The organism is Vibrio sp. THAF64 (genome assembly GCF_009363455.1).
In the GTDB taxonomy this organism is placed as follows: Bacteria; Pseudomonadota; Gammaproteobacteria; order Enterobacterales; family Vibrionaceae; genus Vibrio; species Vibrio coralliilyticus.
This window is the reverse complement of sequence record NZ_CP045355.1, coordinates 780,029-805,375: the sequence shown is the minus strand read 5'-3', so window position 1 is coordinate 805,375 and position 25,347 is coordinate 780,029. Positions and strand designations below refer to the sequence as shown.

General features: G+C 45.9%; 20 protein-coding genes. 6 read left to right on the top strand and 14 right to left on the bottom strand.

Features of this window, described 5'->3' with window-relative positions; genetic code table 11:
- Positions 1 to 60: 60 nt before the first annotated feature.
- Complete coding sequence (locus FIU99_RS03675) at positions 61 to 1,533, bottom strand: BCCT family transporter (RefSeq protein ID WP_152472029.1); 1,473 nt, start codon at positions 1,531 to 1,533, stop codon at positions 61 to 63.
- Positions 1,534 to 2,017: 484 nt separating this feature from the next.
- Here FIU99_RS03675 and FIU99_RS03670 point away from each other — a divergent pair, with 484 nt between their 5' ends.
- A complete protein-coding gene (locus tag FIU99_RS03670) occupies positions 2,018 to 2,518 on the top strand; it encodes a hypothetical protein (protein WP_152472028.1) in 501 nt (166 codons plus the stop codon).
- A 27-nt stretch (positions 2,519 to 2,545) separates the two neighbouring features.
- Here the strand turns inward: FIU99_RS03670 and FIU99_RS03665 are convergent, their stop codons facing one another.
- Together FIU99_RS03665 and FIU99_RS03660 are read right to left on the bottom strand one after the other, a co-directional pair.
- On the bottom strand, positions 2,546 to 2,893 hold the full coding sequence (locus FIU99_RS03665; protein WP_006959662.1) for an ATPase AAA: 348 nt from the start codon (positions 2,891 to 2,893) through the stop codon (positions 2,546 to 2,548).
- A gap of 9 nt (positions 2,894 to 2,902) precedes the next feature.
- Positions 2,903 to 5,269: a S8 family serine peptidase gene (locus FIU99_RS03660; protein WP_152472027.1), complete on the bottom strand. Its 2,367-nt coding sequence runs from the start codon at positions 5,267 to 5,269 to the stop codon at positions 2,903 to 2,905.
- A 684-nt stretch (positions 5,270 to 5,953) separates the two neighbouring features.
- Between FIU99_RS03660 and FIU99_RS03655 the strand changes: the two genes are divergently transcribed.
- Positions 5,954 to 6,718: a 1-acylglycerol-3-phosphate O-acyltransferase gene (locus tag FIU99_RS03655; protein ID WP_043007087.1), complete on the top strand. Its 765-nt coding sequence runs from the start codon at positions 5,954 to 5,956 to the stop codon at positions 6,716 to 6,718.
- On the opposite strand, the gene FIU99_RS03650 is transcribed toward FIU99_RS03655, so the two are convergent.
- Both FIU99_RS03650 and FIU99_RS03645 read right to left on the bottom strand, forming a co-directional pair.
- The gene (locus FIU99_RS03650; RefSeq protein WP_006959667.1) at positions 6,715 to 7,686 is read right to left on the bottom strand and encodes a chemotaxis protein; all 972 of its coding nucleotides are present in this window, start codon (positions 7,684 to 7,686) and stop codon (positions 6,715 to 6,717) included. The two genes, FIU99_RS03655 and FIU99_RS03650, sit on opposite strands and share 4 nt — an antisense overlap.
- 460 nt (positions 7,687 to 8,146) lie before the next feature.
- Positions 8,147 to 9,415 (bottom strand): O-acetylhomoserine aminocarboxypropyltransferase/cysteine synthase family protein, encoded by a 1,269-nt coding sequence (locus FIU99_RS03645; protein ID WP_152472026.1) that lies wholly within the window; start codon positions 9,413 to 9,415, stop codon positions 8,147 to 8,149.
- Between the two features lie 116 nt (positions 9,416 to 9,531).
- Between FIU99_RS03645 and FIU99_RS03640 the strand changes: the two genes are divergently transcribed.
- Complete coding sequence (locus FIU99_RS03640; protein WP_039951736.1) at positions 9,532 to 10,083, top strand: hypothetical protein; 552 nt, start codon at positions 9,532 to 9,534, stop codon at positions 10,081 to 10,083.
- Here the strand turns inward: FIU99_RS03640 and FIU99_RS03635 are convergent.
- Both FIU99_RS03635 and FIU99_RS03630 read right to left on the bottom strand, forming a co-directional pair.
- Positions 10,080 to 11,057, bottom strand: a complete 978-nt coding sequence (locus tag FIU99_RS03635) for an ion channel (RefSeq protein WP_006959673.1) — start codon at positions 11,055 to 11,057, stop codon at positions 10,080 to 10,082. The genes FIU99_RS03640 and FIU99_RS03635 overlap by 4 nt on opposite strands.
- Before the next feature lie 93 nt (positions 11,058 to 11,150).
- A complete protein-coding gene (locus FIU99_RS03630) occupies positions 11,151 to 12,047 on the bottom strand; it encodes a LysR substrate-binding domain-containing protein (RefSeq protein ID WP_152472025.1) in 897 nt (298 codons plus the stop codon).
- 103 nt (positions 12,048 to 12,150) lie between these two features.
- On the opposite strand from FIU99_RS03630, the gene FIU99_RS03625 reads away from it, so the two are divergent.
- Positions 12,151 to 13,404 carry a D-amino acid dehydrogenase gene (locus tag FIU99_RS03625; RefSeq protein WP_152472024.1) on the top strand — a complete coding sequence of 418 codons (1,254 nt, stop codon included), beginning with the start codon at positions 12,151 to 12,153 and terminating at the stop codon, positions 13,402 to 13,404.
- 282 nt (positions 13,405 to 13,686) lie between these two features.
- Entirely contained in the window at positions 13,687 to 15,225 is a 1,539-nt protein-coding gene (locus FIU99_RS03620) for a sodium:alanine symporter family protein (protein WP_038156459.1), read from the top strand.
- A 120-nt stretch (positions 15,226 to 15,345) separates the two neighbouring features.
- Here FIU99_RS03620 and FIU99_RS03615 read toward each other — a convergent pair whose 3' ends face one another.
- The 4 genes from FIU99_RS03615 to guaB form a co-directional block, all read right to left on the bottom strand.
- Positions 15,346 to 15,936, bottom strand: coding sequence for a GPR1/FUN34/YaaH family transporter (locus FIU99_RS03615; protein ID WP_019274168.1), 591 nt, complete (start codon positions 15,934 to 15,936; stop codon positions 15,346 to 15,348).
- Between the two features lie 250 nt (positions 15,937 to 16,186).
- Positions 16,187 to 17,842 (bottom strand): chitinase, encoded by a 1,656-nt coding sequence (locus FIU99_RS03610; protein WP_152472023.1) that lies wholly within the window; start codon positions 17,840 to 17,842, stop codon positions 16,187 to 16,189.
- Between the two features lie 312 nt (positions 17,843 to 18,154).
- Positions 18,155 to 19,708 (bottom strand): glutamine-hydrolyzing GMP synthase, encoded by a 1,554-nt coding sequence (guaA, locus tag FIU99_RS03605; RefSeq protein ID WP_152472022.1) that lies wholly within the window; start codon positions 19,706 to 19,708, stop codon positions 18,155 to 18,157.
- Between the two features lie 125 nt (positions 19,709 to 19,833).
- Positions 19,834 to 21,297, bottom strand: a complete 1,464-nt coding sequence (gene guaB / locus FIU99_RS03600; protein WP_006959688.1) for an IMP dehydrogenase — start codon at positions 21,295 to 21,297, stop codon at positions 19,834 to 19,836.
- A 231-nt stretch (positions 21,298 to 21,528) separates the two neighbouring features.
- Here guaB and xseA point away from each other — a divergent pair, with 231 nt between their 5' ends.
- A complete protein-coding gene (xseA, locus tag FIU99_RS03595) occupies positions 21,529 to 22,860 on the top strand; it encodes an exodeoxyribonuclease VII large subunit (protein WP_152472021.1) in 1,332 nt (443 codons plus the stop codon).
- Here the strand turns inward: xseA and FIU99_RS03590 are convergent.
- The 3 genes from FIU99_RS03590 to FIU99_RS03580 all read right to left on the bottom strand — a co-directional run bounded on the left by FIU99_RS03590 (position 22,857) and on the right by FIU99_RS03580 (position 25,320).
- Positions 22,857 to 23,075, bottom strand: a complete 219-nt coding sequence (locus tag FIU99_RS03590; protein ID WP_038156441.1) for a zinc ribbon domain-containing protein — start codon at positions 23,073 to 23,075, stop codon at positions 22,857 to 22,859. The two genes, xseA and FIU99_RS03590, sit on opposite strands and share 4 nt — an antisense overlap.
- Positions 23,076 to 23,152: 77 nt before the next feature.
- Positions 23,153 to 24,142, bottom strand: coding sequence for a diguanylate cyclase (locus FIU99_RS03585; RefSeq protein ID WP_152472020.1), 990 nt, complete (start codon positions 24,140 to 24,142; stop codon positions 23,153 to 23,155).
- A gap of 311 nt (positions 24,143 to 24,453) precedes the next feature.
- On the bottom strand, positions 24,454 to 25,320 hold the full coding sequence (locus FIU99_RS03580) for a hypothetical protein (RefSeq protein WP_006959696.1): 867 nt from the start codon (positions 25,318 to 25,320) through the stop codon (positions 24,454 to 24,456).
- Positions 25,321 to 25,347: the final 27 nt, after the last annotated feature.

Below are 25,347 nucleotides of genomic sequence, written 5' to 3'. Positions count from 1 at the left end.
GATTGAAATGGAGCAATGGCTAAACCCGTGATTGCTCCATTTCACTTTACGGCAATCGGCTCATATTTGTGGCTGGGAGCCTGAACCACTTCGTGTAGCAAACTTGTCCGGTAACCACTTTTCAATCAACACGGCAATGGCTTGACACACCATGACTAAGGTAAATGGGATTGCTCCAGCAATCGCGACCTGTTTATTCAGGTCAACATCGTTAATGGTGACCAGCGCTAGGCCCATCACAACAACAATGACAGACCAACTAACTTTACTGCTGATACGCTCATCTCCCGTCAGCATGCCTGCGGCATAAATAGCTGAATCCGAGCTGGAAATAACAAACGTCAGCAACAGCACTAACGCCGTAATAGAAAGAACACCACTTAATGGTAAGTGTTCAAAGAAACTAAATAGACCTTTCGTATAATCCTGCTGCACCGCTGAAACCACCTCATTGAGGTAACTGCTTTCAAACACCGCTCCGGCAAAACTTGAGAACCACACAATCGACGCCAAAGTAGGCACCATGATTGTACAAAACAAAAACTGTCGAACGGTTCGACCACGGCTGATACGCGCAATAAAAGGCCCTACGAATGGTGCCCAGGCAATCCACCAAATTAAGTAGATCACCGTCCATCCTTGACTCCACTTCTCCCCACCTTCAATGGCTGACAACGAAACCTGTGGCAGTATCGCGATGTACGCTTTCAGCGAACTGGCAAGACGACCAATCACACCCGCCATATCAACATTCGCAAGTACGAAACCTAGCAACGCGACCATCAGCCAAATATTGAAGCTACTCAGCCGCTTAATCCCACGTTCAAGCCCAAGCACACTAGAAAAAGTAAACAGCACGCCAATGACTATGGTTAGCCCAATACGCAGGTTAGTCAGGTCAGCTGTCGTACCCGTCAAACTTCTCACACCCTGCTCGACCAGCGCCATGGTGTTGGCCAGCACGCCAGCGATACCAAACAAAATCGCCAGCACAGCGATCAGGTCAACAATACCTAGCCAACCCGTTCGGCGACGAGAAAACGAGGCACTCACACGCATTGGCCGCTGTTTAACGTAAGCTAACCATCCCATCAATAATCCTGCCAGCGCATAGAGGCTCCATGCATGTACCCCCCAATGAAAATACGTCAGGGCCAGCGCCGTATCTTGCACATCATTGACCAGCTCTACAGGCGGCATGTTGGCAAAGTGGAAAATAGGCTCGGCGACACCCCAGAAAATCAGCCCTGAGCCCATGCCTGTCGTAAAGAGCATAACGAGCCAAGAGATGAAGCTAAATTCTGGTTGTTGGTCTCCCAATTTCACCTTTCCTAAAGGCGACAGACACAACACCGCGCAAGTAACAAATGCCAGCGTAGAGAGTAAGATCACTTCATCATCAAGTTGAGCAATAACTAGGTTAGTCAGCTCTGCTATTTTATACACACTAAACTGAGGGAACAGGGTTACGATAGCAGCCATAGCAATAGCAAATCCCATGATCACACGTGACTGAAGGTGATTTGAATTCATAATTTGAGAAGCCTTTAGAGGCGAAGATAGGTATAGAACTACTGTGCCGCCACGCTTGTTTACTGTCTATTAACAATCACTTCTCCTCATCAGGAATGCGCAACCAATCACAGACAGAAAAATTTATTCATTCCCCGTAATCTAACTGAGATAAATGCCGATTAGACGATCTGTTATCTTCATGATATTCAACACACTCGTTAACACTTTTCTCGACGTCACCCCGCATAGCGCTGTTTATAATCGCTAGTCATTTTCATTAGTAGAAGTCATCACCTTGATACCGGGAAAATCATATTTCAAATCGCTCAAGAAACGCTGGAAGTAACAGGCCAAAGATAAAGTCAAAGCCATGCTGTTGGGATGCGTACCGGGACAAAAAAATCCAAAACAACGGTTAGGATCATCCCGCCCGGCTGGTAGCTTCCAATTGAAACACACCCTCTGCCACAACCTTGAACAATATGAAGGTAAGGTGCCTCACATGTACCTCGACACCCGAGGCCACGTGACAACCGGTATTGGGCACTTGATTGCCAATACTCATCAGGCCGCAGAATTGGAGTTTCTCCATCTATCTTCGGGAAAACGAGCTACAAAATCAGAGATCATTAGAGAGTTCACACGGATACGGAAGCTTCCCTACGGGCAAAAATACGGTGCGGGGTTTTACAAAAAACACACAGGCTTGATTCTGAGTGACCAAGCTATGTTTACCATGATGGAGCAGCACATCGAGAGCTTTGAGAACGAACTGTGGGCTATTTATGGCAAGACAAACTTTGAGCGTTTACCAGACAACGTTAAGCTGGCGCTGTTTGATATGATCTTTAACTTAGGCATGCCCAAACTTAAAAATACGTTTGTGAAATTTAATCAGCATATTCACGCAGGCAACTTCCGTAAAGCGGCGCAGGAGTGTCGCCGTCGAGGCATTTCAGACCACCGTAATCAGTATGTGAGATCACTACTGGAAAGGGCATAAAAAAGCGCCCCATTAGGGGCGCTCTGGTTATTGTGAGTAAAGACGTCGAATAGGCTCAGGCTCAACATAATCAATCAGCTCCTCATTGCTCAGCTTATCGATTTGATCCTGAGTGGCCGACACCACCAGCACATGCTGATTATCCAGTGCGTCGACGACTTCAATGTCATTAGAATGAAGAAGCTCTCTAGCTTGCTGCTCTTTGCCTTCGTGATACTTCACAAAGAACCGCGGTTGCTCTGCCGCTGCCTGAGCAGGTCTCTTATCCACTGGGGGAAACGCCGGATTTCCTGCCATTGCATTGGCGGAGAAAGTCGCGGCCAGTAGGCTGAGAGCGCCAACACATGGCAATGACGTTAGTATTTGCTTCTTCATACTCACTCCTTATTGAAATGATAGTGTCCAGCTATTGATGCTGCCCGTATCTTGGTTAGCGCTGTCTACCGCATTCAACTTCCAAGTTCCTTTAGACTCAAAGCCACTAAAGTCAGCTTGGTAAGTCTCCTGGATGTTGTTTGCCGAACTGCCAGTATTGTCATGCAGTGTCACTTGACCACCTGTCGGTGACGTTAACGTAACACGTAAGTCACCGATGTATGTGTGACTAATGTCCAGTTCAACAGATACCGTACCCGCATCACCAGAGCGTGATACATCCAATGAACTAGTCGCACCTGCGCTGTTGTTATCTGGAATCGCGATGGTATCTGAGTTAGTAAAGCTTGATGGCGTTTGGTTCCCAGAATCTGCACCGTTATGCGTTGCAACCAGAGAGGCACCGCTGTACGCCGAGTAGCCGTACACCAATACTTCATAAGTACCCGCAGAGCTTACGTTCAGTGAACAGCTTTCACCGTTACCTTGTTCCCATGAACGGCAGTCATAAGTACTGGTACTAGGCGTACCATTAAAACGCACGTACATATCCGCATCACCCGTACCTCCACTCAGGTTAAAGGTCGCTTGAGTCGCATCAGAAGGAACGTCGAACGTGTAAATTGTGCTTGATTTGCTTCCTGCAGATAGCGAAGTTTTCGCAACACCATTCTCAAGTACTTTACTTAGATCGAGTGGGCCATTACAGCCAGAATCCAAGTAAGTCTTCGCGGCATCCGCATTCACCAAACCATAACCTGTACGGTTGTCACGACCTTCAGAATCGATGTCCGTTGCCGATGCTGTCAGTGCTTTACGTACTTGTTGCGCTGTACACGTTGGGTGATAGCTCCATACTAGACCGGCAACACCTGCTACGTGTGGCGTCGCCATAGATGTACCATTGTAGTACTCGTAGTCTTCGCCCATAGTGGTTTTAACTGTGACCGTTTGACCAAGCTGATTCGCCAGCTCTAGACCGAATTCGCGGTCAACTGTGACAGATACCATACGATAGTCGTCGTTGTCATCCAGTACGAATGGGTTCTGTAAACCTGACAATTCTTGGTTACTGTATACGATCGCAGCTTTAGCACCTGCGTTGTAACATGCCTTCACCGGATTGATTTCTGGACGAACGCCCGTCGCCTGATTATCAATACGCTCAGTCAGACAGATCTTGTCTGACATGTCGCCACAGTTGTAGCTGCCTGACGAGATATCACAAGCCGCAAGAGGCGCGGTAAAAGTGCCTGCAATTGGAGCTGACTTGTATGGGTTATCAAAGTCAGCTGGGACTTTTAGGATCTTACGGTTATGTGGAACGACGCCACGGTCGAAGTTGCTCACTCCGTTAATCGTAATATCTGAAAGCACACCTTCACCGACAGTTACGGTTGACAGTACCGCCACACCTGGTGCTGCAATCTCTACCTGATCGGTTGCTTGAGAGAAGGCCGCATGCTGGTTTTTGTTGTCCACTGCCGCCACTGACATCACAGAATCATAAGAAGCTGGGTAGCTGTGCGCTGTGTTACCTGAGTTACCTGCCGCAGCAATCAGCAGTACGCCATCATCGTATATCGACTGAAGTGCGTTGCGTTCTGTTCGGCTCGATTGGCTACCACCGAGGCTCATGTTGACTACATCGGCGCCATTATCCGCACAGGTCTGGATCGCCTTCACTAAGCTTGAAGAGTAGCCCCAACCCGCTTCATTAAACACCTTCACGATATGCAGATTGACGTTCTGGTTTGGCATCACGCCTTTAACGCCTTCGTTGTTAGCAATCGCAGCGATGGTACCTGCAACGTGAGTACCGTGAGCGTTATTATTACCCGGAGAACTCCATGAGCCTGTACCACTGTCGTTGGTACCTTGGACACGGTTACCGCTCAGGTCGTTATGACTGATGTCGTAACCTGAATCAATAATACACACAGTACGGTTGCCCGCATTGGAGTCACTTAACAATTGAGCGTTAACGGCACTGAAGCCCCAAGGCGTGGTTTCGCTCAGTAGGTAGCGTGGAGGATCGACCTCAACATATTCAACCTGGCTATTCTCACGCAGTGCCGACAGCTCGCTGTCATCCACTTCCACACTGTAAAGTGCTTGGTTACCCAATTTCTCTACTTTGCGAGCTTTCACTTCATCTAACACCGCTTCGCGCGCTTTCGATGGAGCGACTGCTGAACTAGCCATTGAGAATGGTGCAGGTGCATCTTCTTTGAACTTGACTATATATTTAGTCGGGAGATCCGCTTCATTAAAGCCCATTGGTGACGCTGCGAAAGCAGACGTTGCACCAGCTATAGCCACTGTCATTGATGATAGGACGAATATCCCTTTGGTTTTATTTATCATGTTGTGCATTTGCTCTGATCCTTTTTGAGCTATTATTATTCACTTTATCCTCATGAACAGTCATTCTTCATAACTACTCAAGAGAGCATTAGCTATAAAGTATGCTTATAAAACATCCAATAATTTATAAAATAAAACATTCACAAACAGGCAAGAAATCAACTAAACAACAGGACTAGTTAACATTAAATGGTTAATAAAAAACCTTAAAAAGCAATTAGTTAATAACAAAACATGCATTTATAGCTATTTTATTTGAGTTTTTATTCCAATGATATATAAGGTGACACTATTAACAATTAGAGCTTATGGAAGCTCTGACTTTACAGGAAATGACAAAATGACAATTTAGTCATTAAAATGAATAATGGGATATTACTATTACAGCAAGAAGTCGATCTTTTCCGGCTTTGCAAACACAATGATTGTAAAACAATGGGCACAACCGTCCCCCACTCTCGTCAGCTTGATAGCGGCTCTTTGCTGATATCCTCTTATATTGGATCAGAGACGTGCTACCATACCTACCTCAATATAAAGTTAATTGCATATTAATATTGAAATCTCGATGAAGTTTCCCCCAACTGAACTCAATTTCTGTTGCAATTTAGTTAAATAGATTGAAAACTCTAGCTTAAACCGAATGGTTTCCATCGGTCTCATGACGTACTCGTATTAAAGAGGGAAAGTGTTTTGCTTGGTATTATTCGCCTGATTTTGGCTGCGATTTTTGTTGTCTTCACTACTCTGTTTGCTTTGATTTATTGCTTGTTCAGCCCAAGAAATCCAAAGCATGTCTACTTTTTCTGTCGTTGGTTTAATCAGCTACACAAGCTCATCGGCCTCAAATTGATACAACGTGGATTAGATAGAGCCCCAACGCCAGCCAATAGCGTTTATATCTCTAATCATCAAAGTGTGTACGACTTTGTCACAGCGCCGGGGATGCTGCGCCCTAGAACCGTCTCCTTGGGGAAAAAAGATCTACTCTGGATTCCTTTCTTCGGTCAACTTTACTGGATTACTGGCAATATACTGATTAACAGAGAAAACAAGTCACAGGCACGCGATACCATCAAACAAGTAGCAGAAGCCATTCATCAACGAGATCTGTCCGTTTGGGTTTACCCCGAGGGAACACGCAGCAAAGGTCGAGGGTTGTTACCTTTTAAAACTGGCGCATTTCGCATGGCGATTGAAGCTGGGGTTCCGATTACCCCCATGTGTGTCAGCACTACCCATAACAAGATTGACTTAAATCGTCGTGACAATGGTGTGGTGATTTCCGAAATGCTCGAACCCATTGATGTCTCTGGGTATAAAATCGAAGACGCACGAAAGCTGGCGGAGCATTGCCACACATTAATGGCATCGAAAATAAAAGAGCTGGACAACGAAGTTGCCCAGCTCGAAAGACAAAACAGTAAATCGCTCTCAGGAGAGCAACACAGTCTTTAGAAAATATATTGGTCCATCATTGCGACCATACGACCAATCTCTGGTTTGGTGATAGTATCATTTGCACCTAATGCCAGAGCTTTGGCCCGGTTGTCATCGCTCATCAGTGACGAGAACATCACAATCGGTAGCTCTTTGTAAGCTTCAGAGTCACGTAAGCGTTTGACTAAGTGCATGCCATCCATACGAGGCATTTCAACGTCCGTCACCACAGCGTCAACCAACTCAGTAACAGGTATCTCTTCTTTCTTAGCGACTTCCGCAATTTCCATTAACTTCTCATGCGCCTCACCACCATCTTTACATGCAATGATGTTATAACCCGCCGAGCTTAATGTGTCCTGAATCAAGCTGCGAATGAAGGCAGAGTCATCGACCACCATAACAGTCTTCGCATTACGCTTCGCCACCATTTTCTGATTAAGATCGACACTTTTATCCACCTTAACATCGTATTTTTCCATACTCAGTTCTGGGTTGATGTCTGCGATGATCTTCTCGAAATCAAGGATCATAATCAGGTTGCCATCTTTACGCACAACTGCGACCACACAATCCTGTTCACCAGCTTCAAGGAATTGGCTTGGTGACTCAACATCATTCCAGGAAATACGATGAATGCGGCTAATGCTGTCAATCAGAAAGCCGTTAGTCATGCGGTTGAAATCCGTCACAATGACAAACTTCTTCTCTAAATCTTTGCTCGTTGGAACACCTAACCAGCCAGCAAGGTCGACCAGAGGAGTAAGAATATCTCGGGAAGAGAATACACCAACCATATGTGGCTGAGCATTCGGGTAATCGGTCGTTTCCGGTACCTGTATGACTTCACGCACTTTGGCAACGTTAATGCCGTAATAACAGGTCTTTTTAGAGCCATCGGGCATCTGTTTAACTAAATGAAACTCAATAATCTCAAGTTCATTGGTGCCGCTTTCTGTAAGAATTGTACTGCTTGAAACGCTCATAGTTGATTTTACTCATTCCCGGTATCATTCACACTTACGCAGAGTGTTTCTCGCCTGCGTAACTACCTTTAATCTGCCGCCTCGGGATTTGTATTTTTAGTTAATGCTTGAGGCGCAAGTAAAACTATCTCATTTATCAATATAAATGCCAGAAGAATTCATCAATCTCATTGCAAGCTCTTGTGTCGCTCACACTATGATGAAGCATTGGTTACCTCTCCTAGTATAAGCCCCGAGTGGTGAACTTTCCTTAAACCAGAAAGAAATGCTCTCTTAAAGCTGCAGTTGTAGAATCAAAGACACTGGTAAGTATCTGTATAGAAAGGTGAACTCAATGTCTACTTTACTATAACGGCAATGTTGCGAAATAGTTGAACTAAATATCACGAAACCAATATCAAAGAGTGGAAGGAAAATAAGGTTTGATTGAAAGCACTGGGATTTCCCAGTGCTTTAGCCGTTATGCACTCAACGCTTGTTCCAAGTCGGCAAGAATATCGTCGATATGCTCAATGCCCACAGAAAGTCGAATCATTTCCGGCGAAACACCAGCTTGCTGTTGCTCTGCTTCACTTAGCTGGCGGTGGGTAGTGGAAGCGGGATGGCAAGCCAGGGATTTGGCATCACCGATGTTGACCAGTCGCTTAAAGATTTTCAGTGCATCATAGAAACGTACCCCAGCGTCGTAGCCATCTTTAAGACCAAAAGACAGAATCGCCGAAGGTTTACCTTTCATGTACTTCTCAGCCAGCGGGTAATGATCTGAAGTTGGCAAGCCCGCATAACTAACCCAACTGACTTTATCGTGCTGGTTGAGGAACTCTGCAACCTTGAGCGCATTTTCTGTATGGCGCTCCATACGTAGCGACAGTGTTTCCAACCCTTGGATCAGCATAAATGCATTCATTGGTGATAACGCAGCCCCAGTGTTACGTAGTGGTACTGTCCTAGCCCTACCAATAAAGGCTGCCTCACCAAACGCTTCGGTGTACACCACGCCGTGGTAAGACGGTTCTGGCTGATTAAAAACAGGGAAACGGGCTTTATGCTGCGCCCAAGGGAATTTACCGGAATCGATGATGATCCCACCTAATGTCGTTCCATGCCCGCCGACGTATTTCGTTAAGGAGTGAACGACGATATCAGCACCAAATTCAATCGGCTTACACAGGGCAGGAGTCGCAACCGTATTATCGACAATCACAGGAACACCTTTGGCATGTGCCAGCTCCGCAACCCGCTCTAAATCAATAATATTACCTGCCGGGTTACCGATACTTTCACAGTAAATCGCCTTAGTGTTGTCATCGATCAGTTCAGCAAGACTTTCTGGTTTATCGTCTTTCGCAAATTTCACCTCAATACCTTGGTTTGGCAACATATGGGCGAACAGCGTGTAGGTACCACCATAAAGCTGAGGTGTCGAAATAATGTTATCTCCTGCCTGAGCCAGTGTCAGAATCGCGTAGTTGATTGCCGCACTCCCCGCACTAACAACCAGGCCTGCAATCCCCCCTTCCAGCGCTGCCATACGTTTTTCCAGCACATCATTGGTCGGGTTCATAATCCGAGTGTAGATGTTCCCCGGCACTTCAAGGTTAAACAAATCAGCACCATGCTGAGCATTGTCAAACTCGTAGGCAACCGTCTGATAGATAGGCGTAGCAACCGATTTAGTGGTTGGGTCAGTTTCATAACCAAAGTGAATTGATAAGGTTTCGTCTTTCATATACCTTCCTTGGGCAAGCGAATAAATGTGGAATTAATGTCTTATCAATAAATACCCACATTGTGTTCAAAACCTAATCATACTGTGAATGCATTCACACTAAACCCTTGAAAACCATGACTGAGAAGATTCTGCTAAATACGCCTCTTTATACCTTTTGTCGTCAACTGGATACAGCCAACATAACGGACCTCTCGTTGTTTACGCCATATACGAAACAAGTGTGGCAAGACAAAATTACCCTGCTGCGAAAGAAACTAACTGCGCTGCCACATTTAGCCGGACAAGTGATATTACGCTTACCAATGGGTCTAGAGAGAGAAGAGATTGACGCTGTGGTGCTTTATCGTGGGATCGTATTTGTTATTCAACTTGAGCTTGAGAGCAGTGACTATAAGGCAGGGTCTATAGCCCGAGTTTATCAGACAACCCGACAGTTGAAAGATCTCACGCCTCTCAATAAAGAGCTGTATATGGTTCCTGTGCTACTGGCAGCAAAAGCAAAGCCTCAAGCTGGAGCATTGGCCGCTTCCCAAGATTTATTGTTTGATACCATGTGTGACTCTGGCGAGTATTTATCTGCGCTGATAGAGCACTTTTCCAACCAGTTTAAAGCGGATGAGATCGATGCTGAAAACTGGTTGGCACAACATTATCGCAGTCTCTAACGCGTCATTTTCTTCACGAACACCACCACAAACAACGCCATGGTAAAGCTGCCGAGAAACGCTTCAAAGGCAGCGATAAACCTCGCGAACCCCACGGGGGAGATATCCCCGTAACCCAGAGTGGTAAACGTAACGACACTAAAGTAAAGCGAGTTAAGGAATTCAAACAGGTAGAACTGCCATCCGCTAAGGTCTTCGTATATTGGGTGTGCACCTGTGGTATCCAAAAAGAAATACGCCATCGCACAAACTAATATCAGAAAAATGGAAAAACCCACAACTCGCATTGGATCCTCGCCATAACCACAAAACAGATCAACGACCTTAGAAACGATCCGTTTTATGCTGAACTTAGGCATCTGATAGCGACGAAAACGCATCTCCCGCTTAAAGAAATCGCCAGCCATCTCAAACAGCCCCTGCTTTTCGCACTGTTTACGTATATTGCGACATACTTCTTCCGCTTCTTGATAAAGAGAGGCAGCTTCTTTGTACTTTCGCTTTTTACGTGCCTGCCTGGCTTGCTGCTCTTGCTTGAGGAATCTCCCCCACTCAACATTTTCCAGCTTCGCCCGGCCGAGATCGGCTCCCAATAAGTTGCAGTTATCTAACTTTGCACAATGAAGATTTGCTCCCAACATCTTTGATTTCATTAAGGAGGAGCCACGCAAATCCAGACCGAAAAAGTGTGCATCGGTCAGATCCGCGCGGTAAAAATCCACGTTGCGACATGAATAGCCTTCTTTACAACCTCGATTGACCAAATTGATATCAACCAAGTTCGTTTTTGCCAACTGAAATCCGTCTAAAGGTTTACCCGCTGCGGCCCATTGTTCAACCTTGTCTTTTATATCATCTTTGCTTTTATCGACTTTGGGATCATGCCAGTAACATAGTCCTGACTCTCCACACGGTTGATCGCAGCACCAGCCATCAGGATTTTGATAGCTGCATTGGCCTTGTGTAGATTTCATATGCGCTACCCCGTAAGCACGTCAGCAAACTGACGCTCACTGACTCTTTTAAGTGTAGTGGGTGCATATGCACTCGCAAACGCAATTTACAACTTAATCAATAAGACTTTGTTGTTTCAGCCAACTTTTAAACAATCGGGTATGAGGATTATCAAGGTGGGTAATAATGAAATAGCCCGCATTGGCACGAATAGCAGGAAACGGTGCGACTAGCCTTTCTTGATTGAGCTCATCTCCCAAAAGAGCCATTCGAGCTAACGCAATTCCCAACCCCGCTTCCGCCGCAGACATTGCCATGTCGGTGCGATTAAAGAAGTGGCCCTGATGAGTGTCGAAGTCAAGACTGTGCTGTGCGGCCCAGTATTTCCACTCCTGATCTTTCGCGGAATCGCTCCAAGGCATGGCATCATGAAGCAAAGTCACTTGCTGCCAGTCTTCGGCCGTGCCCGACGCACAGAGGTGTGAAAAGTGATGAAAATACCCCGGGCTCATCACAGGTAAAAGAGATTCTTCCATCAATAGTTCTGCTTGAGGCAACTTGTAAGGCAAAGGCCCATAATCAATGGCTATGTCAAAGTCTCGACTCTCACTGTCCACCAACGCTCCTTCGGCAAAAGTGTGGATCTGGATCTCTGGATGACGCTTCTGAAAATCGTCTAAACGCGGCACCAACCATTTGAAGGCCAGAGAAGGAGTGAGCTTAAGCCGTATCTGTTTACTGTCGGTAACATGCGTCAATTTGTAGACATTGTCCTCAATTGCCGCCAAATGTGGCGTCACTGACTGAACCAGCTTATCCCCTTTTTCGGTCAGGCGGATACCTCTTGCGTGACGCTCAAACACACTAAAGCCTAAGCGCTCTTCCACCGCCTGCAGTTGCTGACTGACCGCTCCCGTAGTGAGATTGAGCTCACGGGCAGCGCTGGTCAGACTGCTGTGTTTAGCGACGATGCACACCAGATTGATGCCATTAAGCAGAACAGATTTCATAAAAGCTTTTAGTTTTTCTAAACAGTACTGTTAATTCTTATCGATTGTTAATCAGATGTAAATCCACCACGCTTAGCAAAATCGTTAATTTGTGGAGTCGAGTGTGAAAGTCGTTATCTTAGGCAGTGGTGTGGTAGGATTAACCAGCGCTTGGTATTTATCTCAAGCTGGTTGCCAGGTCACTGTCGTTGATCGTCAGCCCCGCGCCGCGGAAGAAACCAGTTTTGCTAACGCCGGGCAGATCTCTTATGGCTATTCATCCCCTTGGGCTGCACCTGGTGTGCCACTCAAGGCAATGAAATGGCTATTAGAAGAACACGCTCCGCTAAAAATCAAACCTAGTCTCAACCCCGAACTCCTCCATTGGGCCAGCCAAATGCTGAAAAATTGCCAGCTGGACAGGTACCGGATTAACAAAGCCCGTATGTTGGCGATTGCCAATCGTAGCCGAGAGTGTTTAGCGCAGTTAAACCAGCAATACGACCTCAATTATCAAGGGCGCACTCAAGGGACACTGCAAATTTTCCGCAACCATAAACAATTGGAAGCCGTAGAGAAGGACATTGCTTTACTGGAAGAGAGTGGTACTCGCTATCAATTGCTGGATGCCAAGGAGTGCCTGCTTCAGGAGCCGGGGCTAGCCAATATTCAAGGTACTTTGACTGGCGGGCTTTATCTGCCAGATGACGAAACAGGAGATTGCTATCTGTTTTGCCAGCAACTTCAGGCAATGGCAGAAAACGCTGGCGTCGAGTTTCTGTTTAACACTGAAATTCAACGTTTGAACGTTCAGGGCAATCAGGTCACCTCTGTCGCGACATCACAGGGGGAAATCGAAGCCGACAAGTTTGTGGTCGCAATGGGCAGTTACTCAAAAAGCCTTCTTGAACAAGTCGGGATAGACATCCCACTCTACCCAGTAAAAGGTTACTCGTTGACTTTACCTGTGATCAATCGAGACTTTGCTCCGCAATCAACCATTATGGATGAAACGTACAAAGTAGCGGTCACACGATTTGAAAACCGGATACGCGTCGCGGGTACAGCCGAGTTAGCCGGATTTGACCCAGCTCTACCAGACAAACGACTGGCGACCTTAAATCATGTCGTTGCTAACCTATTTCCTCAGGGCACGGACTTAACTCAAGCAGAATACTGGACAGGCTTTCGCCCAATGACACCTGATGGGACACCCATTATTGGGGAGACAAAGATCGAGAATCTGTTCACGAATACGGGTCATGGCACCTTAGGTTGGACGATGGCCTGTGGGTCAGCCGACATTCTAACTGAGGTCATCACAAGGTCGAATAACCTTCAATATAAAGAGCTAAGTTCATATCGGTACGGTAAATAGTATAAATATCTGCAAGAACCAACACTAACAGTACAAAAAACGAGCTACCAAACACGGCGCATATTCCTAAGTGCGCTGTGGATTTAGTCATATCAATTCAATTCTCAAGCAAATTGAAATTCCACACTACAATAACACCACTCGTTAACATTTATTTAGCATTTTGTGCCTGAGCTCACGCAAACAAACTTTAAAGTATAAATTGGTTAACATCGGAGTTACAAAAAGGTTAATATCCTGTTCAGAAAACCACCACTATAAAACTAAACAGGGAAAATACTTATGCAGTCATTAGTTGATTTTCTGAATGGAATCATCTGGAGTCCGGCACTGATTTATTTGTGTCTTGGCGCTGGTTTGTTCTACTCAATCATGACGCGATTCGTGCAAGTTCGTCACTTCGGTGAAATGTGGCGTCTGCTTCTTTCAGGTAAAAGCTCGTCCAAGGGCATTTCTTCTTTCCAGGCACTCGCCGTCTCACTTTCTGGACGTGTAGGTACAGGTAACATTGCAGGTGTTGCAGCGGCTATCGGTTTCGGTGGTCCTGGTGCAGTCTTCTGGATGTGGGTTGTTGCATTCTTTGGTGCAGCAACAGCATACGCAGAATCAACACTAGCGCAGATTTATAAAGAAGAAGACAACGGCGAATTCCGTGGTGGTCCTGCTTACTACATTGAGAAAGCAATGGGTCAGACGTGGTACGCGTGGATCTTCGCTATCGCGACCATTTTCGCTTGTGGTTTCCTACTACCAGGTGTTCAGTCAAATAGTATTGGTAATGCTGTTGAGGCAGCGTTTGGCTCAGGTGCAATGATCGAGACAGCGATCGGCACATTCAGCTTTGCGAAAATCTTAACAGGTACTGTTATCTCCGTAATCCTAGCCTTCATCATCTTCGGTGGTGTTAAGCGTATCGCGAACTTCACACAAATCGTGGTTCCTTTCATGGCACTGGCTTACATCGTAACGGCCTTCATCATCATCCTTCTAAACATCGGCGAAGTACCACGCGTATTCTCAATGATCATTGGTGATGCGTTCACACCTATGGCAGGTGTTGGTGCGGCTATCGGTTGGGGTGTTAAACGTGGTGTTTACTCAAACGAAGCGGGTCAAGGTACAGGTCCTCACGCGGCTGCAGCAGCAAGTGTTGACCACCCAGCTCAGCAAGGTCTAGTCCAGTCGTTCTCTATCTACATCGATACGCTACTAGTATGTTCGGCGACAGCATTTATGATTATCATCACTGGTGCTTACAACGTACACGGTGCAGAAGGCTTCCTAGTTCAGAACGTAGCAGCGGACATTGCGGCGAATGGCCCTGTCTTCACTCAGATGGCAATTGAAAGTGCATTACCGGGTATTGGTAAGCCGTTCATTGCGATTGCATTGTTCTTCTTTGCTTTCACAACCATCCTTGCGTACTACTACATTGCGGAAACAAATGTGGCCTATATCCGTCGCCACATCAAAGTTAACGGCTTGATGTTCGTACTGAAATTGGCACTTATTGCCGTTGTGTTCTACGGTACAGTTAAGACTGCAAACCTTGCGTGGGCAATGGGTGACGTGGGTGTTGGCCTGATGGCATGGCTAAACATCGTCGGTATTCTGATTATCTTCTTCATGGCGAAGCCTGCACTTAAGGCTCTAAATGATTATGAAGAGCAGCAGAAACAAGGTGTGAAAGAGTACACGTTCAACCCTGTAAAACTAGGCATCAAAGGTGCAGATTACTGGGAAGATAAATACCGTCGTAAGACAGGCAAAGAGCCTACAGCAGAAGAAGAGTCCAAACCTGTTGAGCAACCTTCAACCTAATTTGGATATCTAAGATAAAAAGCAGTGGTAAAAAAAGGGGTTAGCCTATGGCTAACCCCTTTCATCTTATGTTCCCAAATATATTTCTAACACGGCCATTAGCCATGCAAGCAATATTCTTTACGCTGCAACAGCTTCTGTTGCAACCGATGCATTTTTCTCACCAATAGGCAGAATAGTACGGCCATATTCGTTGTTCAGTACTTGAGCCATCGCGAAATAGATTGCACTTGCGCCACAGAAAATACCTTCAAAACCTGCAATTGTGCCAATCAGCTCACTCCCCGTGAAATCACGTGCGGCAAGTAGGAAAAACAGAATAGTTAGCGAGCCGAAAACCACTTGCTTCGCTGTTGGGTAGCAAAGAGAGCCGATAAACATGAAACCCGTGAAGATGCCCCACAGAGCTAGGTACCAGCCCATAAAGTGTGCAGGGCTTGCTGGTAAACCCATGTAAGGCATAACAATCAAGCCAACCAATGTTAGCCAGAACAAGCCATAAGAAGTAAACGCGGTAGTACCAAACGTATCACCACGTTTAAAGCACATCATGCCGACAATCACTTGGCTCAGACCACCATAGAAAATACCCATTGCCAAAATCATTGAGTCAATTGGGAAGAAGCCTGCGTTATGAATGTTTAGCAGGATGGTTGTCATACCGAAACCCATCAGACCAAGTGGAGCTGGGTTAGCCAGTTTTGTTGACATTTTGCACACCTTTCAAAAAAATTAATAAAATTTACGCGCGAAGTTTAATTCCGTTCGATAAAAAAGATAGATCTGGAATGTGCAATCTAAGATTCCGAAAACCATCCCATAAAGCTAGAAGCAATGGCAGGCTACGCCATCAATAGAATGAACAGTTGCTTGAAACCACTGTTCATTGTTCTTAGTAGTCGCAAATAAAAAGCTCCTGCTTATTGCAGGAGCTTAGTTAATGAGTCACGAACCTTTTACATTACTGGCAAGAGATTTCATCCCAGAACCAGTTCGACTGAGTTGGCGTGTCCCAAACGCCCGGTCCGTTTTTAGCGACAAAACATTTACCTTCATGGGTAACTTTATCACCGTTAGCAACCTGAGTTACACCTGCTTGCCACTGAATAAAGGTATCAGGCACTGGCGTAGGGTCAGGATTCGGAGTTGGATCTGGCGTAGGCTCCGGTGTTGGTTCCTTTGGCGTTCCGGAAACTAATTCCCATGGCCCACCAGCACTCGGATTATCTCCCTGTGTCCACCATTTCGCTTTATACGTCGCCCCTTCATGGGTGACTTCATCGCCTGTGTTGTACACCTTAGTAGCACTCCAAGCCTTTCCTGTGCCAGGATCAGGGTCAACCGGGTCTAACTGGTCAACAACACGCACTTCAGGCCAACTCGCGTGAGAGCCGTACAAATTAGTCACACATTTTTCGTAGTCACCCGGTACCAGCGCAGAGTAAGCGGTCTGGAATCCAACTAATTCACACTCAAATGAATAACCACCCGGACGATCAGCATAGTACTTCCAGTTGCCATCCCAGTTGGTGTACAACACATCAGTCGCACCATTTAGATTAAGGCTGCCGTATGGAGTCTGTTGCCAACAGGTATTCTTTTCATCGGCTTCGATTGGAATCTGATAATAAGACGACAGTCCTTCCCAATATCTTATGCGGTTAACGGGTTGCCCTTTATTCTTATTCTGTTCTCCACACTCAATGCCCCCATTTATGATGTTAATGGTGGTGCCAAAGCCATAACCAATCCCCGCTTCAATTTCACGTTGAGAAGGCGACCACGTTTTATCAATCACATGCAACATCGCTGGTTTCGGTGCTTGTGGCGTTAAAAAGAACCAGATCGCAGATGCTAAGTTCAACCAAGAGTCGGCAACTAAGCCTGGGTTGTTGAGCAAAACAGACGCATCACCATCAAACATTGCTTCGGAAAACGCGCCGTAATTAAAGTGGTAAGAAAGCTGCTTAGCACCACGTCCAAAATAACCCTGTCCAGCAGCACACGGCCATTTTTTGTTTTGCCAATCGTTCTGGCCACAACCAGTGGTATAGCCTTCCTGACCTTCTGACCAGCCCATTTCACGCACGTGTACAAGTGCCTGTTGCCACTCTTCAAGACCTAATGGGTTATCCGACAGATTATCTTTGGCAATATGCCCCCCTGTTTCCTGCGCGAAGTGGGCAAATGCCGTCACGATCGAACGTTTACAGATCGCATCGGAATCTCGCCCATCCGTATACTCAGCACAAAACGCAGGGAACTTACCAATCGCACGTAGGAAGCGGGTATAAGTATATTCAGGCGCAGCCATATTAGTCAGAAAATCCCACTCAGCCTGAGGAAACACACGTTCAGCGCGCTTAACGTTATCCGGATTAGTGGCAAGGTTGGGCTCAATCGCCTCAACAACGCTATTCGGTGCTGTAGTAAGTGCCTGAGACCATATCTGGTACATAGGATCGGAAGTTTGTGCTTGTTCTGCCGCCTGAATGTCAGCGCGGGCAACCACATAACCATTCGGATTCTGCGGGTCAGGTTGAATATTGGTCATCGCCCAACTGGACGATATGGCAGCCAAAGATACGGCGGCGGCCAAGTAACTTACTTTCTTCATCTCACTTTTCCTTGTTTTATAAAACTGAAAAGAGATTAGAAAAAGTCAGATCAAGAATCACGGTGAATGAACTCGCCTGATGTTAAGTTGCGAGTCACTTTGTAGTTACAACGAAATAAGAAACGGTCTAGGCCAATAAAAATGTCTTTTGGATTCAAAAACACCAAATAATTCACCGATATAGAATCCAATGACACTGTCATCATCAGTCAGCAATGTGAATTTATCAGAACATTACACTATATAATTATTAAACCATTAAAAAAGCCAGCCCGAGGGCTGGCTTTTAGCGTTTTGCATCAACGAACAGGATTATTCCCACTCAATCGTCGCTGGTGGTTTACCCGAAATGTCGTAAACCACACGCGAAATACCGTCAACTTCGTTGATAATACGGTTAGATACTTTACCAAGGAAATCGTATGGTAGGTGCGCCCAATGTGCCGTCATGAAGTCGATCGTTTCAACTGCACGTAGAGAAACCACCCAATCGTATTTACGGCCATCGCCCATTACACCAACAGAGCGTACTGGTAGGAACACCGTGAAGGCTTGCGATACTTTGTTGTAAAGATCCGCTGCATGTAGCTCTTCAATGAAGATAGCATCTGCGCGACGTAGCAAGTCACAGTACTCTTTCTTTATTTCGCCAAGAACACGAACACCTAGACCAGGACCTGGGAACGGGTGGCGGTAAAGCATGTTGTAAGGCAAACCTAGCTCTAGGCCAATCTTACGAACTTCATCTTTGAACAGCTCACGCAGAGGCTCAACGAGACCCATTTCCATATCGTCTGGCAGACCGCCAACGTTATGGTGAGACTTGATTACGTGTGCTTTACCTGTCTTAGATGCCGCTGACTCGATGACGTCTGGGTAGATAGTACCCTGAGCAAGCCACTTCGCATTTTTCAGCTTCTTAGATTCTTCATCGAATACGTCGACAAATACGTGACCGATAGTCTTACGCTTCTCTTCTGGATCCGACTTACCTTCAAGAGCTGCAAGGAAACGCTCTTCCGCATCAACTTTGATGATGTTCAGACCGAATTGATCGCCAAACATATCCATCACTTGCTGACCTTCATTTAGACGAAGCAGACCGTTATCGACGAATACACAGGTTAGCTTGTCACCAATAGCGCGGTGAACCAACATTGCAACGACAGATGAATCCACACCGCCCGATAAGCCTAGGATGACTTCGTCGTCACCTACCTGCTCTTTGATACGCGCAACGGCATCTTCAATGATCGATTCTGAAGTCCAAAGCCCTTCACAACCACATACGCCAAGAACAAAGTTCTCAAGCATTTGCTTGCCTTGCTTAGTGTGCGTTACTTCAGGGTGGAACTGAACACCGTAGTATTTCTTCTCTTCATTGGCCATTGCCGCATAAGGACAAGTGTCTGTCTCACCGACTTTTACGAAGTCCGTTGGAATTTCTACAACTTTGTCACCGTGGCTCATCCACACGTCTTGAGTTGCTTCAAGATCTTTAAACAGTGCCGATTCACCAGAAACTTTGACTTGTGCGTAGCCGAATTCACGCTCGGTTGAACCAGCAACTTTACCACCTAGCTGCTCAGCCATAGTCTGCATGCCGTAACATACACCTAGTACTGGCACACCAGAGTCAAATACATATTGAGGCGCGCGTGGAGAGTTATCTTCCGTTACGCTTTCTGGACCACCAGATAGGATGATACCGTCTGGATTGAATTCACGAATATCCGCTTCTTCAACGTCCCAGCTCCACAGTTCACAGTAAACACCGATTTCACGTACACGGCGTGCTACTAGCTGAGTGTACTGAGAACCGAAGTCCAAGATCAGAATACGTTGGTCATGAATATTTTTAGTCATTTTGAGCAGTCTTATAAGCTAAGTTATTAAAACGGAGGCGAGTGTACTCGCCTCTTATTAATGCTTCAAGGAAAAAGCAAACGTTTACGTCAGGTGTGTAGGTTTTATTTTTACAACAGTAAAAATTAACCTAGACGGTAGTTTGGTGCTTCCTTGGTAATTTGAACGTCGTGTACATGAGATTCTTTCATGCCAGCGCCCGAAATACGTACAAATTCAGCCTTAGTACGCATATCTTCAACGGTTGCACTGCCAGTAAGACCCATGCTTGAACGTAGACCACCCATTTGTTGGTGAACGATCTCTTTTAGACGACCTTTGTATGCGATACGGCCTTCGATACCTTCAGGAACAAGTTTGTCGGCAGCATTATCAGACTGGAAGTAACGGTCAGATGAGCCTTGAGACATCGCGCCTAAAGAACCCATACCACGGTAAGCTTTGTAAGAACGGCCGTTGTATAGAATGACTTCACCTGGTGCTTCTTCGGTACCAGCGAACATTGAACCAACCATCACACATGATGCGCCAGCAACGATAGCTTTACAGATATCACCGGAGAAACGGATACCACCATCTGCAATAACTGGAATGCCGTATTCGTTCGCAACTTCTGCCGCATCTGCAATAGCAGTAACCTGAGGAACACCTACGCCAGTTACGATACGAGTGGTACAGATAGAGCCTGGGCCGATACCAACCTTCACAGCACTGACACCCGCTTCAATCAGCGCTTTAGCGCCTGCACTCGTTGCAACGTTACCGCCAATGATGTCGAGATCTGGGTAAGCCGCACGAGTTTCACGAATACGGTTTAGGACGCCTTCTGAATGGCCATGAGAAGAGTCGATAAGTAGAACGTCAACACCCGCTTCAACCAAGGCTGCAACACGCTCTTCGTTACCTGCACCAGCACCAACTGCTGCACCAACGCGTAGACGACCTTGCGCATCTTTACATGCGTTTGGTTTACGTTCTGCTTTATGGAAATCTTTTGCTGTAATCATACCGGTTAGTTGGAACTCATCGTTCACAACCAGTACTTTCTCAACACGTGCTTCATGCATTTTCTCTTGCACTTCTTCACGAGTTGCACCTTCTTTTACTGCCGCCAGACGCTCCTTAGGTGTCATAACGACTTCAACTTTCTTAGAAAGGTCAGTTACGAAACGAACGTCACGGCCAGTGATGATACCAACTAACTCATTGTTGTCAGTTACGACAGGGAAACCTGCAAAACCATGCTTTTCTGTTAGAGCCACAACGTCTGCAATTGTTGCATCAGGGTTTACAGTAACCGGATGTGAAACCACGCCAGCTTCGTAAATCTTAACCTGATGAACCATTTCAGCTTGCTGCTCAATCGACATGTTTTTGTGGATAAAGCCAATGCCACCTTCCTGCGCTAGAGCGATAGCCAGACGAGCTTCCGTCACGGTATCCATAGAGGCAGAAATCATCGGAATGTTAAGGGTGATGTTTTTCGTCAGCTGAGTGCGAAGATCAGCTGTGTTTGGGAGAACGGTGGAGTGTGCTGGCACTAGTAGAACATCGTCGAATGTCAGCGCTTCTTTGGCAATTCTTAGCATTTGCAATATCTCACAATTAGAGGAGTAAAAGAACAATCCGGTCTCATCGTTTCGCATAATGAGGGCAGTTAGCGGAGAAGCTAGGCTGCATTTGGATTAGATATTGCGGACGGATTATACGGCTAACGCAATCGCTTGACCACAAGTTTTTTTAATTTTTTTCTTGCAATTACCCCCTTGCTATGTATTATATTGCCGCTAATTTCCATACTCACGCCTATGAGATTAGCTGTGTCATCTCTGACCAATCAAAACATCTTCACTGTATCTCGTCTTAATTCTGAAGTTCGCCTGTTACTAGAAAATGAAATGGGTATTGTGTGGTTGGTAGGCGAAATCTCAAACTTCTCTGCGCCCGTTTCAGGCCACTGGTATTTTACTCTCAAAGACTCCCGTGCTCAGGTTAAGTGCGCCATGTTCCGTGGCAACAATCGCCGAGTGACTTTTAAACCTCAGAATGGCAATCAGGTTTTAGTCAAAGCTCGTCTGTCATTGTATGAGCCTCGTGGTGACTACCAACTTATTATCGAGAGTATGCAGCCTGAGGGTGATGGCCGACTTCAGCAGCAGTTTGAAGAACTGAAAATGAAGCTGGCCGGTGAAGGTTTGTTTGCCCAAACCAGCAAACAAACATTGCCGGAGCATCCAAAACGCGTTGGCGTAGTGACCTCCAAAACCGGCGCTGCCCTCTTCGATATTCTTGATGTCCTTAAGAGGCGTGATCCTTCGTTACCTGTCGTGGTTTACCCTACATTGGTTCAAGGAGAGGATGCGGCCATTCAGATCGCACAGGCGATAGGTTGTGCGAATAGTCGCAACGAATGTGACGTGTTGATTGTTGGTCGAGGCGGCGGTTCTTTGGAAGATCTTTGGTGTTTCAACAACGAAATTGTTGCACGTACAATTGCAGCCAGTCAGATACCTATTATCAGTGCTGTTGGACATGAAATTGATGTGACTATCGCCGACTTTGTTGCCGATATGCGTGCACCTACGCCGTCAGCCGCAGCGGAATTAGTCAGCCGAGATAACAGCCATAAAGCGCAAGCCATCAATACTCGTCAGCACAAACTTCATAGTGCTATTCGTCATTATCTGACCAAGCATAAACAAAACACGTCGGCGCTACAGCACCGACTGGAACGTCAACACCCGTCTCATCAACTTCAGAGACAAAGCCAACAGCTCGACGAGTTGTATGTTCGTCTGCAACGCTCAATGGAACGCTATCTGACTACCCGCAGCCAGAATGTAGAACGCCAGCAATATAAGCTACAACTCCATTCTCCAGTGGTGCGGCTCAATGAACAGAAGCTGTCGTTACAAAGACTTGAGCAAACTCTGATAGATGCGATGGACAGAAAGCTACTTAACTCTAGCCACCAACTCGCACTGGCTGCTGAGAAACTGGATACTGTCAGCCCGCTCGCGACGTTAAAACGTGGCTACTCCATTACTCAAGATGCTTCAGGTAAAGTGCTGACTAAAGCGGCCGAGACAAAAACGGGTGATACTCTGGTCACCCGTTTATCTGACGGAGAGATACACTCTACCGTCGTTTAAGCCTGTTTAATGAACTGAAAGCCAACTCTGGACTTCGACTTAAGTTCGTTACAAGTGTGGCAAAAATAGCTGGCGGAACCACAAGCCTGTAGTTTTTCTAGCTTGTCTTTACACTCAGGGCAGTAGCCAACCTTGATGTAATCACTCGCACAGTCATTGCAGTGGTAGTGACCTTGCCACTCTAGCTCTTTCTGACATACTGGACACGGATTCATATTGAATTCTCTTAATCGATGCTTCTACTGAGAGCTTATATTCTGAGGCACTCCAGATACTATGATCTAAGTCACTCTCAGTGGTGATGCTTAATCTGATACATCTGCTTATCCGCTTGTTTAATCAAGCACTCGATAGAGTCTAGGCGTTCAATATTCACAATAGACAACCCGACACTCACATTGACTTCAATCGTATGCAGTGGAGTAATCTCTGCCAAACTTTCTCTGAGCTCGGTATGCAGGATCCGGAGAGCTTCTTCATCATCTGAAAACGCAAACGCGACAAACTCATCGCCACCATAGCGTCCACTAATGCCTGACTCTGAAAAACAGTGTTTGAAAACGTGGCCAACTGCTGTTAGCACAACATCCCCTGCTTCATGTCCATTCTTGTCATTGATCTGCTTGAACTTATCAATATCGGCAAAGAAGCATGCGACGTAAGTTAAATTGGTGTTGAGACAATCAGAGGCTCGCTGAAGCAACGCTCGTCGATTCAGACAACCTGTTAAGCAATCATAACTAGCGTGATAGTGAAGCTGCTGTTCAAGCTGATATTTTTCCCACGCGACAGCGTAAAGAGAAGCCAACATTTCTAGAACTTCCAGCTCTTCTTCGCTTGGCTTAGAAGGTTGCGAGCTGTATATCGCAAATGTCCCCATCACAGTCTGATCATTCGCTAATATAGGTACCGACCAGCAAGCGCGAAGGTTAGCTTTTTCAGTAATAGAGAGAAAAGGCGCCCAGTTAGGGTGGTGATTGATGTCTTCCACCACAACCGTTCGCTTGAGAAAAGCCGCTGCACCACAAGAGCCGACGTTTTCCCCAATCTCAACCCCTTCTATCGCCTGATTGTAGAAATCAGGCAAACTAGGCGCATATTCCAAATGCAATTGTTGTGTCGGCTCATCAAGACGCAAAATGGACGCACGGCGTTCACCAAACCAATGCTCGGACAGATCAACCACTCTGCGATTGAGTTCTGCTTTCCCCATTCCTAATGCAAGCTTGGTGAGCAACTTATTGACCTCTCTGTGGGCATGCAGAAGTCGGTTATAACTCATAAGGCTGACTCGTTTTTATTATTAACAGAACAAAGTAACATATAAGGTCATTTTATAATCAGACCTTAGCCACACTAGCATACTGAATAATTGATTATCGAGTTGACATCTATATTATGGGGTAAAGATCTTCATGAGATCATCGGCTAAATCCATTTTGATCAGCGATCACCCCTCAAAAGAATATTTATATAACCACACACCGAAAGCATAAGTTACATGTGCTGTTTTTGAATTTAAAACAATATTAAAACCCAAATAAAGCGCAAAAACCCAGGCATTTAGAATTTAATAAAATGATCGCATTATAATTATGCCGCGATTACATTAGTGTGCATTTCAATATTTTGCGCATCAATTTGAATCAAATTAACCACAATGTCTTTGTATTCATTGAGGTTTTTAGCATGTGTACCACCGCAAGGGATTTCAGCAAGGTTCTGTTCTCCAAGATCACATCGCCAATAACGTGAATCTGTTAACGCATTGCCACAGCATTTTATCTCGATATCAGAATCGACAGTTAACCATTGTGCTATCTGCTGGTTAACCCAGGATTGTATCTTTTCTAAATCAGCCAGCATGTCTGCACTGTTTAGCCCTCGCTTGCGCAGTGTTTTGCCAAGACGGTATGTATCGATACACTTATCTTCACTCACAAAGCTTGCCTCTTGGGCATAGCTGTTAAAGTCGTAGTAGCCGTGTGGGTCTTTACGATCTGCCTCTTTGCGCCAGTAACCATTTTCCACTAACACTTTGTTAAGCGCCAAATAGGCGATATGCCCAGCGCTGTGTCCCCGACTCAGTGCTTGCTGATACGGTTTGTCTACAACGAGTGTGACCTCCTGCTGAGCCACAAGGCCTGTGACCGATTTATCTAGGCAATGCACAACAACAAATGCCCATCCTTCTTCATCGCGTTTGACTGGGATTGCACTGCCAACGTAGAGCTCATCACTGCTGAGTTCAACAGCGCCAACCAAACAATCAATCACCACGTGACCGTCAATGGTTCCTTTATCCGCTGGATGATCAGGCCAGATATGACTTACGGGGTGGAATGGGGTCATTTCGGTGATGAGGTAAAGGTAATCTTGTCCCAATTCAACGCGTTGAACCTGAGAAGCAAGCTGCCACGTATCGTGACAAAAGCGTGTAATTGTAGGTGTAACAGACATCTAGCTATCCTGTATAAAAAAAGCGCC

Coding starts and splice junctions, on each gene's coding strand:
- FIU99_RS03675 (WP_152472029.1), bottom strand. CDS start 1,533: ATGAATTCAAATCACCTTCAGTCACGTGTGATCATGGGATTTGCTATT.
- FIU99_RS03670 (WP_152472028.1), top strand. CDS start 2,018: ATGTACCTCGACACCCGAGGCCACGTGACAACCGGTATTGGGCACTTG.
- FIU99_RS03665 (WP_006959662.1), bottom strand. CDS start 2,893: ATGAAGAAGCAAATACTAACGTCATTGCCATGTGTTGGCGCTCTCAGC.
- FIU99_RS03660 (WP_152472027.1), bottom strand. CDS start 5,269: ATGCACAACATGATAAATAAAACCAAAGGGATATTCGTCCTATCATCA.
- FIU99_RS03650 (WP_006959667.1), bottom strand. CDS start 7,686: ATGAGCGTTTCAAGCAGTACAATTCTTACAGAAAGCGGCACCAATGAA.
- FIU99_RS03645 (WP_152472026.1), bottom strand. CDS start 9,415: ATGAAAGACGAAACCTTATCAATTCACTTTGGTTATGAAACTGACCCA.
- FIU99_RS03640 (WP_039951736.1), top strand. CDS start 9,532: ATGACTGAGAAGATTCTGCTAAATACGCCTCTTTATACCTTTTGTCGT.
- FIU99_RS03635 (WP_006959673.1), bottom strand. CDS start 11,057: ATGAAATCTACACAAGGCCAATGCAGCTATCAAAATCCTGATGGCTGG.
- FIU99_RS03630 (WP_152472025.1), bottom strand. CDS start 12,047: ATGAAATCTGTTCTGCTTAATGGCATCAATCTGGTGTGCATCGTCGCT.
- FIU99_RS03620 (WP_038156459.1), top strand. CDS start 13,687: ATGCAGTCATTAGTTGATTTTCTGAATGGAATCATCTGGAGTCCGGCA.
- FIU99_RS03615 (WP_019274168.1), bottom strand. CDS start 15,936: ATGTCAACAAAACTGGCTAACCCAGCTCCACTTGGTCTGATGGGTTTC.
- FIU99_RS03610 (WP_152472023.1), bottom strand. CDS start 17,842: ATGAAGAAAGTAAGTTACTTGGCCGCCGCCGTATCTTTGGCTGCCATA.
- guaA (WP_152472022.1), bottom strand. CDS start 19,708: ATGACTAAAAATATTCATGACCAACGTATTCTGATCTTGGACTTCGGT.
- guaB (WP_006959688.1), bottom strand. CDS start 21,297: ATGCTAAGAATTGCCAAAGAAGCGCTGACATTCGACGATGTTCTACTA.
- FIU99_RS03590 (WP_038156441.1), bottom strand. CDS start 23,075: ATGAATCCGTGTCCAGTATGTCAGAAAGAGCTAGAGTGGCAAGGTCAC.
- FIU99_RS03585 (WP_152472020.1), bottom strand. CDS start 24,142: ATGAGTTATAACCGACTTCTGCATGCCCACAGAGAGGTCAATAAGTTG.
- FIU99_RS03580 (WP_006959696.1), bottom strand. CDS start 25,320: ATGTCTGTTACACCTACAATTACACGCTTTTGTCACGATACGTGGCAG.